This window comes from Pseudoalteromonas sp. P1-16-1b (assembly GCF_001401785.1).
Classification (GTDB): domain Bacteria; phylum Pseudomonadota; class Gammaproteobacteria; order Enterobacterales; family Alteromonadaceae; genus Pseudoalteromonas; species Pseudoalteromonas undina.
Genome location: NZ_LKGQ01000004.1, coordinates 35,493 through 49,704, shown reverse-complemented (window position 1 = coordinate 49,704; position 14,212 = coordinate 35,493). Strand labels below are relative to the sequence as shown.

The 14,212-nt window shown below is 40.3% G+C and carries 11 protein-coding genes; 6 read left to right on the top strand and 5 right to left on the bottom strand.

All coding sequences use genetic code 11. The annotated features are described in order from the left end of the window. Positions 1-39: 39 nt before the first annotated feature. Positions 40-1,668 (bottom strand): diacylglycerol kinase family protein, encoded by a 1,629-nt coding sequence (locus tag AN392_RS04320; protein ID WP_055011948.1) that lies wholly within the window; start codon positions 1,666-1,668, stop codon positions 40-42. Between the two features lie 321 nt (positions 1,669-1,989). On the opposite strand from AN392_RS04320, the gene AN392_RS04315 reads away from it, so the two are divergent. From AN392_RS04315 to AN392_RS04290, 6 genes are all read left to right on the top strand, one after another. Next, positions 1,990-2,514, top strand: a complete 525-nt coding sequence (locus AN392_RS04315; RefSeq protein WP_055011947.1) for a sigma-70 family RNA polymerase sigma factor — start codon at positions 1,990-1,992, stop codon at positions 2,512-2,514. Beyond that, complete coding sequence (locus AN392_RS04310; RefSeq protein WP_055011946.1) at positions 2,511-3,194, top strand: anti-sigma factor domain-containing protein; 684 nt, start codon at positions 2,511-2,513, stop codon at positions 3,192-3,194. Before AN392_RS04315 ends, AN392_RS04310 begins: the two co-directional genes overlap by 4 nt. A 136-nt stretch (positions 3,195-3,330) precedes the next feature. Then, the gene (locus AN392_RS04305; RefSeq protein WP_010389064.1) at positions 3,331-4,923 is read left to right on the top strand and encodes a DUF4331 domain-containing protein; all 1,593 of its coding nucleotides are present in this window, start codon (positions 3,331-3,333) and stop codon (positions 4,921-4,923) included. Between the two features lie 11 nt (positions 4,924-4,934). After that, a complete protein-coding gene (locus AN392_RS04300) occupies positions 4,935-5,444 on the top strand; it encodes an Ig-like domain-containing protein (protein ID WP_055011945.1) in 510 nt (169 codons plus the stop codon). Positions 5,445-5,490: 46 nt separating this feature from the next. Next, the gene (locus AN392_RS04295; RefSeq protein WP_055011944.1) at positions 5,491-6,516 is read left to right on the top strand and encodes a lipopolysaccharide assembly protein LapB; all 1,026 of its coding nucleotides are present in this window, start codon (positions 5,491-5,493) and stop codon (positions 6,514-6,516) included. Continuing rightward, complete coding sequence (locus AN392_RS04290; protein WP_010389071.1) at positions 6,513-7,613, top strand: HupE/UreJ family protein; 1,101 nt, start codon at positions 6,513-6,515, stop codon at positions 7,611-7,613. The genes AN392_RS04295 and AN392_RS04290 overlap by 4 nt, the downstream gene beginning before the upstream one ends. Positions 7,614-7,675: 62 nt before the next feature. Here the strand turns inward: AN392_RS04290 and AN392_RS04285 are convergent, their stop codons facing one another. The 4 genes from AN392_RS04285 to AN392_RS04270 all read right to left on the bottom strand — a co-directional run bounded on the left by AN392_RS04285 (position 7,676) and on the right by AN392_RS04270 (position 14,144). After that, a complete protein-coding gene (locus AN392_RS04285; protein WP_054201260.1) occupies positions 7,676-8,299 on the bottom strand; it encodes a TetR/AcrR family transcriptional regulator in 624 nt (207 codons plus the stop codon). A 129-nt stretch (positions 8,300-8,428) separates the two neighbouring features. Next, on the bottom strand, positions 8,429-9,838 hold the full coding sequence (locus AN392_RS04280; RefSeq protein ID WP_055011943.1) for an efflux transporter outer membrane subunit: 1,410 nt from the start codon (positions 9,836-9,838) through the stop codon (positions 8,429-8,431). After that, positions 9,838-12,969, bottom strand: coding sequence for an efflux RND transporter permease subunit (locus AN392_RS04275; protein ID WP_055011942.1), 3,132 nt, complete (start codon positions 12,967-12,969; stop codon positions 9,838-9,840). The genes AN392_RS04280 and AN392_RS04275 overlap by 1 nt, the downstream gene beginning before the upstream one ends. An 11-nt stretch (positions 12,970-12,980) precedes the next feature. After that, on the bottom strand, positions 12,981-14,144 hold the full coding sequence (locus AN392_RS04270; RefSeq protein ID WP_010389081.1) for an efflux RND transporter periplasmic adaptor subunit: 1,164 nt from the start codon (positions 14,142-14,144) through the stop codon (positions 12,981-12,983). Positions 14,145-14,212 lie beyond the last annotated feature (68 nt).

The window sequence follows — 14,212 nt, the reverse complement described above, 5'->3', positions numbered from 1 at the left end:
AGGCTCATAAAATAACAATGGCGTAATACATACGCCTTTCTAATCAGGTGTTTGCTCTTGGCATATTACATTTAGCGACGCAGGGTGAATGCTCACCACCACTTTATCTGCAGATTTTACCTCGCCATCAATCACGTAATTTAGCGTTTCATCTGCGCTTATTTCTACACGTTTTGCATTGGTATAATGCGAGTTAATAGCAAGATGCGTTTGCGTAATACTGCTAAACATCAGCTCAGCAATACTTAATACCGTGGTTTCATTATCTTTGTTTGGCGTTAACCAATTTACATCCAATAACCCATCGCGGTGGTCGGGTTGCCCGCCCCCTTGCGCTAATAACGTAGTGAATGGGGCAGCATTTGCCACAATAAAACTATTTGTATTAATAGTCTCAGGCTCATTATCATCTAATTTAACTATCAGCTGTTGCGCTTTATTTTCGCCAAATGAGTGTAAAAAACCATTTAAATAAGCAAGTTGACCTGATTTATTTTTAGACTCTCGATCCGCTTTTTCAATCATTGCATGCTCAAAGCCAATACCAATTAATAATAGCATCAGCTCATCATTACAATACGCGGTATCAATAAGGTTAGCTTGACCATCAATGATTAAATCACATGCTTGCTCAACAGGAATAAATTTAGATTTTATCCCCATTAATACATGAGCGAGTGCATTTGCTGTGCCCAGTGGTATTATTCCTAATCGACAAGACGTACCTACCAACACACTGGCAACCTCAGTTACAGTTCCATCGCCACCACAAGCAATAATAATATCGGGGTGGTTTTCTATAGCCTGTTTAGCCAATGTAATGCCATTTTGTTCTGGCGTAGTTTTTAAAATGGTTAAATCGTAATACGCAGATAAACGCGCAACAATTAAATGCTCTTTTTCAGACCACAACTTAGTGCCTGAAACCGGATTAGCAATTAAGTACGCTTTGTTTTTTATCAGTAGCTCCCCCTTACGGTGGCGCTTAACTAAATGGCGTAATTGGCGTTTGTTAAGGTTCGCAGTTTCACGTGTTTCTTTTATTTGTGCAAGAATATCATGCACATCCGCATCTTTATTTTGACTCAATAAATATGCCGCCATAACAAACACCGAGCGTCCACGCCCTAATGCACAATGCACCACAACACGACGGTCTTTTTTAATATGATGATGGATCCAGTTAATGGCTTGGTTTAACTGTGAGTGTGTAGGCACACTGTGATCAAGAACAGGAATATTCAAATAATCGATATTTTCTTGGGTAGATGTCCATTCAAGGCCATCAAATTCACAGGTAACGTCCAAAATAGCGGTAATGCCATTTTCTTTCAATGTGTCTATATCTGAGGGGAACAAACGACATGCTAAAAATAGATTATCGTTTATTTGCTGAATGGGCGGTACTTTGTCACGCTTACGTGACCACGCATTATAAATTTGCGCACCTAATAAAAAAGGCACAAAGGCCCAGCGAATGTAAAAAGGGATAACGCCATTTTCGCGTTTTCTAAATACTTTCCCTGCGTTGAAAAAATAAGCGCCGCTGACTAATAGTAGCGAAAGTGCAGTCCAAAAAAACGCAACTGCAAAGTAAATGGAGTTAACCGTTAATCCCAATACTATAAATACCAATGCTGTTACAAGATAACTTACTGCAGCCCACATAATTTTTCCTTTTTATTGGTGTTACACTTTTAAATGATCATCATATCCAGCAATCATTATGCCATTAGTAAACTTAGGTAGTAACTTAGCTAGCTACCTGCTCTGCATCGGTAGTTCTAAGTTAAATCAACATAAGAAAGATTAACATGGTATGCAGTTTTTACATCTCATCGAATAAATTATTCACAGTATGATGAAAGCATACTATGCTCTTTGATTGCTATCTATATAAAAAATTTTGATAAATTTTAATTTTCAACTTTTTGCATCTAAATATCGTGTTTACTCGTTCTAATACTAATAATAAAAAATAGGATAATTATGGAAAATAACGAATTACTTTCTTTGCTGTGTGCAACAGCACAAGGAGACAAACATGCTTTTTCACGTTTATATCAGAAAACGAGCGGCAAACTCTTTGCAATTAGTTTTAATATGTTGTCTAACAGAGCTCATGCTGAAGAAGCACTACAAGATGCGTTTATTAAAGTTTGGCATAATGCGTCTGAGTATAACGCCTCCAAAGGAACTGTAATAAGCTGGATGATTAGTATTATTCGCTACAGAAGCCTTGATCTACTCAGGTATTATAAAGTCCGTAAGGAAGAACCCTTAGCAGAAGAGCAGCAAGATATTCACACAATTGATGTTAATTACGATGAAAATACTAAATTAGTTAACTGCATCGAGCAATTAGAACCGCAGCAAAAACATGCTATTCATCTCGCCTATTACAAAGGATTAAGTCACAGGGAACTGGTGAATCATATCGATACACCATTAGGAACAGTTAAGAGTTGGATTCGCAGAGGGTTAATACAGCTACAAAGGTGTTTAACAATATGAACTATAACAAACCAGAATTACTTAACTCGCTTGCTGCAGAGTATGTACTTGGCACATTAACCGGCTTGGCGCGTAAACGTTTTCAGCGACTCATGCTAGTTTCAAATAAAGCGAGAGAAGCGACCAATATATGGGAGCAAAACCTTAATAACCTAGCGAGTGCTATTAGCCCACAAACACCATCAGATGCCACATGGCATGAGATAATGCGGCGTATCGAAAATAAACCACAATTAGAAAAATCACAGCTAATAATAAAACCTTCTATTTGGCGTGCATGGTCATTTTTAGCGACCGCCGCATGTATTATTTTAGCTGTTTTAGTTACTCAACCTACTACCAACAGTAAGCAGACACAACAAATAGCTTTAGTAAAAAATCAAACTGAGCAACCGTTGTGGTTTATAAATGTAAGTAACCATAAGCTCTCTATTAAAGCGAGTAACCAACTAATAGCTCGAACAGATAGAGACTACGAACTGTGGATGATACTTAAAGGGCAAGATACCCCTGTCTCCCTTGGTTTATTACCCAAAAATGGCGATAAAACTATTCTCAAAAGTAAACTATTTAAAGCAACCGACATAACATTATTAGCGGTTAGTTTAGAACCCGTTGGCGGTTCACCGAATGGTTTACCTACTGAGGTACTATACACCACAGAATTAGTACTTTTATAAACTGATGCTGGTCGCTTTACTTCAAGCGATCAGCATAAAAAGTAACAAAAAATAAATACTTTTAACTTTTTTGCATCCACTTAACTATCCTGTCCGTTATTAGCTATGACTTCAAACAAAACTAAAGGACAAAGTCATGAAAGCTTTTACTCCATCAATACTTGCAGTAATGGTATGCAGTACATTTATAAGTGCACCAAGTGAAGCATCTAGCCATAGAGAAGCACCAAATATAAGCCGCTTCCCAACTTTAGACTCTACCGATTTTTATATATTTAATAGTTATGAGCAAGGCCGAGGCGATTACGTAACCCTCATCGCAAACTACATTCCTTTACAAGATGCTTATGGTGGCCCAAATTACTTTGCAATGGACCCTGATGCTACTTATAGCATCCACATTGACAATGATGGAGACGCTATAGAAGATATTACATTTGCGTTTAACTTTGAAAGTATGCTGCCAAATGATAATCAAGGGGTACAACTGACTGTAGGACCAGAGGGTAATCAGCGGACCGTTTCAGTACCTCTTAAAAATGTTGGCGGCATCTCTGCAGGTAATGACGCTGCTGTAAACTTTAGCGAGTCCTACAGTATGACCATGATCAGCGGACCACAACGAACTGGCACTACCACAACCCTAAATAATACCACTACAAACTCTAGCTCGTTCTCTAAACCACTTGATTATGTAGGTAATAAAACCTTTGGATCGATGACAGAATATCAAGCCTATGCTGATCAGTTTGTCTATCAAGTTGCCATACCCGACTGTGAAGGCATGGCGAGAGTTTTTGTCGGTCAACGTAAAGACCCATTTGTAGTTAACTTAGGTAAAACTTTTGATTTAGTTAATTATGTTCCAGTTGAAGGTGACAGCTCGCCAGGGGCAGCCGATGGTGGAGGTTTCCCAGGCGGTATAACCCAATCAGCCGATAATGATGATCTCGCAGACAAAAACGTTACGTCAATAGCTATTGAAGTACCAAAAGCCTGCATTGTAGGCGAAGGTAATCAAGTCATTGGTTCGTGGACAACAGCTAGTTTACCTCAAGCTCGCGTGCTTAACCCTAATGCAAAATTTGCAAATAATGCGGTTAATGGAGGGGCATTGACTCAGGTTTCTCGATTAGGTAACCCGCTAGTCAATGAGCTTGTAATTGGCATTAAAGATAAAGATACATTCTCAACATCTCACCCTAAAGACGATGGACAATTTTTAGATTATGTATCACACCCCTCTTTACCCGAGCTTCTGAATATCTTATTTAAAGATGCGGTTAATACAACACTAGGTGCTAGCCTAGAGACTCTTGCGCCCACTAATTTTCCACGCACAGATTTAATTACTGCATTTTTGACAGGCTTTGCAGGGGTAAACCAACAAGCAACGGTAACACCTTCAGAAATGCTGCGTCTAAATACCGCTATTGCAGCGACTGCGCAGGCCGACCAATCAGCATTTGGCGTTGCAGGTGACGACTTAGCTGGTTTCCCGAATGGACGACGCCCTGGTGATGATGTTGTAGATATTGCGCTACGAGTTGTAATGGGGCGTTTGTGCCACCCTATCCCCGTTGCAGGTACAGATACTGATTTAGGGCTGTGTACTCCAGAAGATGCAAACGTAGGCACTGTGCCATTTACTGATGGCGCACCTGTTAATGCATCAATGATGAATGCCACATTCCCTTACCTTGCAACGCCGCTTGCAGGCTCTAAATAAGGAGTGAACTAATGCATAATCTAAATTTACGTCATGTCTGTATACTATCTGTAAGCCTGATTATAGCAGCATGCAGTAACGATGACGACAAAAATAAATCACCAACTATAACCAACTCTGCGCCCTCAGCAAGTGATGTAATACTCACCACTCAAACAGAGGTCAGTATCTCTGACATGCTCAGAGCCACTGATATAGATGGTGACACATTAAGTTACTCACTATCAAGTGAGCCTACGTTAGGTGTTGTTGAAGTAAATAGCGATGGTAGTTTTACTTACACCCCTAATAAAGAGACAACAGGTACAGACAGCTTTATGTTTGGCGTAAGCGATGGCATAAGTTCACAAGTAAACGCCACTGTGAGCATCACTATTGAAGCGTTGCAAGTTGAATTTGCACAGTTTGCCACGGATGCTTTAAATCAACAGCCTACGGCTGAGCCATTGTCTGTGAATGGTAGAGTATTTACCAATACAGATACTGATGTTGGTGATCTGATTTCAGCAAACGGAAATTAATCAATCAACTGACTAGCCAAGGAAGGCTAACTTTTAGGAGAAAATAATGCACTTACCTTTATATTTGCCATTCACTTTTATCGCTGTCTTTTTAATGCCGCTCACTCTACAAGGCGCACCTTTTGTACCAAAGGATGATGCAGTTATTGCAACTAGTAACACTAAATTAAAAGCATCTCTTTCTGTTGAAGAGATAAAGAACTTACTCGACAACAGTCAATTCTCAGGCCAATCTGAGCGGTTACAAGGGGCCCTTAAAACACATTTGGTAAAGCTATATCAGGAAAACCCCACTTCAGAAGTAAGCTATCTGTATGCACGTATATTACAAAAAGAACATTTATTCGAGCAAGCCATAAATATTGCAAAAGAGGCAATAGATGACGATCCTAACCATGTTAATAGCCATTTACTACTAGCAAATATTTTTATGACGCAAGGGCGTTTTGAAGCAGCAACAAAACACTGTATATCTTTAATTGGTTTAGTAAGTACCCTCACTGCAAGTACCTGTGTGCTTGATATACAAAGCCAACACAAAAATGTTCAACAAAGCTATCAATCGCTATTAAAAATAGTTGATAACAAAGAAACAAATCTTGCAACCAAGCATGTGTTAAGTGAAATGAGTTACCGAATGGGTCACTATAAAAAAGCACTCTATCATATTAATCATATAAAATTATCGAATATGCCTGTGAGCCTTGTTGTTTTATGGGCTGATATTCAGCTTAGACTTAATAACTCTGAGCATATTATTAACAGCCTAAGCACATTGGTTGACGATAATACTAATTTAGAGGATGCGCTGTTGCTTAGGCTAGCTATTGCAGAAAAAGATCTAAAAACACACGGGCAAAAATGGCAAAAAATGATGGCTGAAAGAGTCTCTTTACGCGAAATTCGCCAAGATACTTTCCACGCCAGTGAACTAGCTAAATATTACATTAATATTCAGCCAAACCCCGACAAAGCATTGTACTGGGCAAACATTAATTGGCAACAAGCAAAGATGAGTATGGATCAGCAGTTACTTAAAGATGCACAAGCAATGCCACGAGGTAAGCTATGAGATCAACTTATCTATGTTTTTTCGCTTTATGTTTGTTCGCTTTTACAAACAATGGCTTTGCACACCAGTTAAGTACCAGTTATATCGTGTTAAATAACAATATAGATAAAACGCAATATATTGGTCACTGGCAAATCAGTATCGCTGACTTGGAACATGCAGTAGCACTTGATTTAAACAACGATGGGCAAATTACATGGGCCGAAATAAAAGCAAAACGTAGCTCACTTACTCAATTTGTTGAACAAAACATAAGTTTTACCCAAGACTTAAAAGCCTGCCTTTTAAATAATGAAGGCCCGTTTAAGCTCGATACTCACTTTAATCAACCTTATTTGCAAATTCCTATTCGCTTTTATTGCGATAATAACACTACAACCTTACTTACATACTCAGCTTTTTTTAACCGCGATGCTAGCCATAAATCTATCGTTAACATCAACGGTGTGTCGCGTGTATTTGACTATCATAACCAAAAACAAGCATTTAATTTTGAACAAACAAGCTACCTAGAAACCTTTAATCAATATGTTTACCAAGGCGTGTTACATATTTGGATTGGTATAGACCATATTTTATTTTTAATTGTATTGTTACTTACTTGCGTGTTGGTAAGACGAGATAAAACATGGCAAAGAAGTAGCTCTAAAATAAAAATCATTAAACACACTGCATGGATAGTCACCGCGTTTACACTGGCACACTCTATTACGCTTACAGCTACCGCAATGAACCTTGTCTCCCCTAATAGTCGCTGGGTAGAATTAGGAATTGCAGTGTCAGTATTGTTTGCAGCACTTAATAATGTTTGGCCCGTAGTAATACGTTTAGGCTGGCTTACTTTTGGTTTTGGGTTACTTCATGGGATGGGATTTGCAAGTGTCCTCGGTGAGCTAGGCTTGTCAGAAGACTACCAGCTGCTAAGTATTATTGCTTTTAACCTCGGTGTTGAATTGGGTCAACTGAGTATTTTGTGTCTCAGTTTACCAATACTTATTTACCTAAGAAACTATAATTGGTATCAAAAGTGGTTAATGCCTTCAGGTTCAATCTTGATTGCTCTAATCGCTCTGCAATGGTCAATAGAGCGTTATTAATGAATAACATTTAGGCTAACCCACAAAAAGGTTAGCCTAATTTTCCTCTGCTCATTCTTATTCTAATTTTTATCAAATGGCATAAGTAATGTTTTCATCGCTGGACGCAGTGCAATAAGCACGGTTTCTTCTGTTAACTCAGGAAACAGCATTTTTCGTAATAACAATCCTGCCATCACTGAAAAAATCACATTAATACGGCTCTCTAATTCTTGCTCTGAATGTGATTTTATTAAACTACTTTCACTCACTAATAAATCCCGCATTCTGTTACGTGCCTGCGTATCAGCCTCACGTAGCAATAAAGCGACCTTTTTGTTTCTACTCGCCTCTGCCATCATATCTAGGTCAATAACGCAGGCGCCCGTGTCCATATGACGCTGTACACCATGATGTAGACCATCAAGTAACACTGTTAAAATATCACCAGGTTGATCTTCAAACTCTTGAAATATGGAGAACATTTCTTCCATATCTTTTTCAATAATACTTTCGATTATTGCTTCTTTACTATCAAAATAATTATAAATATGGCCTGCACTCATGCCTGCTGTTCTTGCTATTTCAGCCATACCTGCGCCATGGTAACCTTTGCGATGAAAACAATCAGCAGCCGCTGTTAATACCTGTTCACGACGCGCTTGTGCTTGCAACGGATCAAGGTGCTTTTTATTTTTAGAATTCATTCGAAACTCCATTATCGAGTCACTAGACTCGAAATGTTTAACGTTTACCCTTGATAATAAAAAGATAAACGTTAAACGGTATTACTTTACTACAGATAAACCAGCCATAACTCACCGGTTTAATGCATACTAATTACTTTGATCGGTAGTTACTTCCCATCCACCACCAACGGCTTTGTACAAGTTAATTTGACTTGCAAGCAAAGCTTGTTGACCGGTGATCAGTTGTTGCTTTGCGCTATACCAAGTTCGCTGAGCATCAAGCACTTGTAAAAAGCTATCAACCCCTTTATTGTATCGCGCCTGTGACAAGTCATAGGTTATTTTTCGGCTTTGTAGTAGCTGTTCAAGTGCGCTTAATTGGGCATTGTAACCCTCTCTATCAGCAAGCACGTCAGCAACTTCACGAAACGCTTGCTGAATTTTTTGCTGATACGTTGCTACAGCAACTTGTTGCTCTGCATTAGCGACATCTAAATTAGCTTGGTTACGTCCCATATTAAAAATAGGCAAATTTACCGACGGCATAAAGCTCCACGTACCTGATCCTGCATCAAATAAATTACTTAAATCACGTGATGCTGTTCCTGCATTGGCTGTTAAACTAATACTTGGGTAAAACGCTGCCCGCGCAATCCCTATATTGGCATTTGCGGCAAATAATTGATGCTCGGCCGCTTTTATATCAGGACGCTGTGTTAGTAAATCAGACGGAAGGCCGACAGGAACAGCCGGTAAATCAAGTAATGAGTTCAACTCTTTAGTCGGTAGTAAGTCCTGCCCCACCGGATTACCTACTAATAAATCAAGCGCATTTTTATCACGTTTTAATAAACGCTTATACTTTGCAATATCAACCTTTGCAGTAGCTACGGTACTTTTTAATTGCTCTAGGGTAATTTCAGAGGCAGCCCCTAAATCAACACTTTTCTGCGTTAAAGATAAAGAAGCTTGCTGCGATGACAACGTCTCTTGAGCTAAAGCAAGTAATTGCTGATCGGTCGCATAATTAAGCCACGCATTTGCCAGTTCAGAAATTAACGATACCTGCATGCTATATTCACTAAGCTGCGTAGAATAAAGCGTTTGTAATGCTTGCTCAGATTGATTACGCACTTTGCCCCATAAATCTAATTCATAAGCAGTCATGCCCACAGTTGCACTGTATTGGGAGCTAATTTGAGGCTGATCACTTGCTGATAAATCAGCTGGCAAGCGCTGACGACTGCCTGATGCATTGAAATCGAGCGAAGGATATAACGCTGAGTCTTCGATCTGATACAAACCACGCACTCGTTGCACATTAAGTGCTGCTATTTGCAGGTCTTTATTGTGCTCAAGGCTTAATGATATCAGTGCTTTGAGCTTTTCATCATTAAAAAACTGCTGCCATTTTAATGACGAAACTTGTCCTTTGCCTGCCTCTGATGCATACGCATCAGGGACAGGTAAATTAAGCGCTTCTTGCTGAGGAGCTAACTGACATCCAGATAAAATGGCTAAAGTTAAAGCACTAAAACTAATTGTTCTTACACTCATTAAACTTCCTCCTGCGAGGTGGTTTTAGCTTTACCTGAAAACAGTCTACGTACCAAAACAAAAAACAACGGTACAAAAATTACCACCAGTGATGAAGCTGCAAGTGTTCCGCCTATAATTGAAATACCTAATGCGTTTTGAGCACCAGAGCCTGCACTCGAGGCTATTGCAAGCGGTAAAACACCACAGATAAATGCCATTGAGGTCATTAAAATAGGACGTAAACGAAGTCGTACAGCTGCAATAGCTGAATCTACCAAACTTAAGCCTTCATCCATTTTATGAGTAGCAAATTCAACAATTAATATCGCATTTTTAGAGGCAAGCCCTATGGTGGTTAATAAGCCAACTTGAAGGTAAATATCATTTGATAAGTTACCTAAGAAAGCAGCCATAACAGCTCCCAATATACCCAGAGGTACAATCATCATTACTGCAAATGGGATAGACCAACTTTCATAAAGTGCTGCTAAACACAAAAATACAAATAATAGTGAAAGACCATAAAGAAGCGGCGCTTGACCACCACTTGAACGTTCTTGGAATGAAATACCAGTCCATTCAGAGGAAATCCCATTAGGTAACTGCTTAACTAAGCGCTCCATTTCATCCATAGCCTCACCTGTACTGTAACCAGGCGCAGCACTACCTTGAATTTCCATAGCTGAAAAGCCGTTATAGCGCTCTAAACGAGGCGAGCCATATGACCAATATGAACTAGCAAACGCTGAGAATGGCACCATGTCGCCGCTTTTATTTCGCACATACCATTTATTGAGATCTTCAGGCACCATGCGCGCATCGGCCTTACTTTGCAGATATACCTTTTTAACACGGCCACGGTCGATAAAATCGTTCACATAACTACTACCCCAAGCAGTAGAAAGCGTACTGTTAATATCACCTTGTGATACACCAAGGGCTTCTGCTTTTGCAAGATCAATATCCAGTTGTAATTCAGGCATATCTTCTTGCCCGTTTGGACGAACACCTGCCAGTATTGGACTTTGACTAGCCATACCCAATAACTGATTACGCGCCTTTAATAGCTCGTCATGACCTAAACCAACCCGGTCTTGTAAAAACATATTAAAGCCGTTGGCAGTGCCAAGTTCAATAATTGCCGGAGGTGGGAATGCAAACACAAGCGCCTCTTTTATCGTTGAAAAATAACCCATGCCTTTTCCTGCAACCGCTCCCACTGATAAGTCGTCACGTTGGCGCTCATCCCAGTGCTTTAAGCTCACAAAGCCAATGGCTGAGTTTTGTCCTGAGCCTGCAAAGCTAAAACCAGTAACTGTGAAGATTGAAGCAACAGCTTCAGATTGTTCTTCTAAATAGTGGTTTTCTACTTTTTTAACCACTTCAAGCGTTTGCTCTGTTGTAGAACCTGCTGGCAGCATTACTTGGCTAAACAAAATACCTTGGTCTTCGTCCGGTAAGAACGCGGTGGGTAAGCTTGAAAAAATAGTGACCATACCACCGACAATCAAAACATAACTAAGCAAATAGCGTTTAGAGTGCTTGATCATTCGCCCAACAAAGCCTTGTGCACCTCTATTGGTTTTATCAAAACCACGGTTGAATCCTGAGAAAAAACGACCTATAAAGCTACCATCAGTATGCACATGACTCGGTTTTAATAACGTAGCACACAATGCAGGCGTTAAAATAAGCGCCACTAATACCGATAACCCCATTGCTGTTACCAGCGTTATTGAAAACTGACGGTAAATAACCCCTGTAGAGCCACTAAAGAATGCCATAGGAATAAATACCGCCGACAGCACCATGGCAATACCCACAAGCGCGCCCTTAATTTCGTCCATAGACTTTCGAGTTGCTTCGACTGCAGAGAGTTTTTCTTCAGTCATTAAACGTTCTACGTTTTCAACTACCACTATCGCATCATCTACCAGCAAACCAATGGCCAATACCATCGCAAACATAGTGAGCGTATTAATTGAATACCCAAAGGTAAATAGAACGCCAAACGTACCTAGCAGTACCACAGGAACGGCAATAGTCGGGATAATAGTTGCTCTAAAGTTTTGTAAAAATAAGTACATAACAACAAACACTAGTACTACGGCTTCTATTAAAGTATGTACTACTTTTTCAATTGAAAGTGCAACAAAGGGAGTCGTGTCATAAGGCACAACCGCTTCAAGCCCTTGTGGGAAGAAAGGCTTAAGCTCTTCAAGTGCATCCTTTACTCCTTGCGCGGTATCAAGTGCATTAGCGCCACTGGCTAACTTTACACCGAGTCCCGATGCTGGTTTACCATTAAAACGAGCAACCACACCGTAGCTTTCACCGCCCAGTTCAACTTCGGCAACATCTTGTAAGCGAACAACCGAACCATCGCTGTTAGTTTTTACTAAAATATCTCTGAACTGCTCTGGTTTTTGTAATCGACTTTGCGCAGTGACAGTCGCATTAAGCTGCTGCCCAGCAAGTGACGGCATACCACCTAGCTGACCTGCTGACACCTGTGCATTTTGTGCTTTAATTGCTGCTGATACATCGCTGGGGGTTAGCTTATAGTTTTGTAATTTAGCCGGATCGAGCCAAATACGCATTGCATATTGAGAGCCAAACAGCTCCACTTCACCTACACCGTCTACACGCGAGACAATGTCTTGCACATTCGACGATACATAGTCTCCAATATCAATATTAGTCATACTGCCATCTTGCGACACAAAACCAACAACCAGTAAAAAGCTTGATGATGATTTGGCCACTACCACACCTTGGCGCTGTACTTCTTCTGGCAATAATGGCGTAGCGGTCGCTAATTTATTTTGCACTTGAACTTGGGCAATGTCTGGATCGGTCTCGGCATCAAATGTTAGCGTCAGTGTTGCTGACCCGCTCGACTGTGAGGTTGATGACATATATAACAAGCCATCTAAGCCTTTCATTTTTTGCTCAATAACCTGAGTCACCGAGTCTTCTAAGGTACGTGCAGATGCACCAGGGTAGTTAGCCGTAATGGTAATCGCTGGTGGCGCAATAGACGGATATTGGGCAACGGGTAGGCTTTTAACGGCAATAATACCCGCAAGCATAACAACAATTGCCAATACCCAAGCAAAAATAGGCCTATCGATAAAAAATCGTGACATAAAACTCTCCGTTATTGGCTGTTATTTGCAGAAGACTGAGCAGCGGTTGCCGTAACTGGTGCTCCTGGGCGAATCTTTTGTAGCCCTTCCACAATCAATTGGTCGCCATCGGCTAAGCCTTCGCTCACCAACCAATTAGCGCCTAAAGTACGCTCTACTTTTAATACACGGCTTTCAACGGTGTTGTTTTTGCTAACAACCATAGCTGTAGGTTCACCTTTGGTATTACGGCTCACACCACGTTGAGGAGCTAATATTGCGTCTGACTTAACACCTTCAACCACCTCAGCACGCACATACATACCTGGTAGTAATAGCTTTTCAGGGTTTGGAAATTTAGCACGTAAAGTCACTGACCCAGTACTTGGATCAACCGTCACTTCAGAGAACTGTAATGTACCTTTATGAGGATATACTGAGCCATCTTCCATTATTAGTTCTACATCGGTTTGTGTTGTAGAGTCGACACCTAAAGCACCTGATGCCAGCGCTCTTTTGAGTTTAGTTAACTCATTACTTGATTGGGTTAAATCTACATAGATAGGATCAAGCTGTGTAACTGTTGCCAGCGCGCTTGTTTGACCTGCGCTAACTAATGCACCTACAGTAACGCTTGATTTACTAATTTGGCCGCTAATTGGCGAAGAAACATGGCTATAATCAAGGTTGATTTGCGCGCTTTTTAATTGCGCTTGTGCCGTTAATAATTCTGCAGAGGCTTGCTTAGAAGCTGCATCGGCTTCGTCAAAATCTTGCTGGCTTACAGCTTTAATTGCTAATAATTCTTTATAACGCGACGCTTTAGATTTACTACTGGCTATACTGGCTTCTGCGCGAGCAACCGCCGCTCTGCTGGCTGCTAATTCGGCTTCAAAAATATCGGGATTAATTTGGTAAAGTGCTTGGCCTTTCTCAACCTGAGTCCCCTCTTCAAATAAGCGTGATTGCACAATTCCACTTACCTGAGGACGAATTTCAGCAATTTGAAACGCACTTACACGACCAGGTAATTCTTTTTTAAGTGTAATTGCTTGGCTGTTTAATGTGACAACACCAACGGGTGTTGCTGCAGGAGCAGAAGCCTTAGGTTGCTCAGCTACCTGATCACATCCACTTAAAGCAACAGAACCAACGAGGGCTGAAAATACAAAAAAAGCGATGCGGGAACGCTGCATGTTAAATACCTTTTAGTTTAGAATGAACGATCATTCTAAACTATAGTACAACAATTAAAAATAGCTAA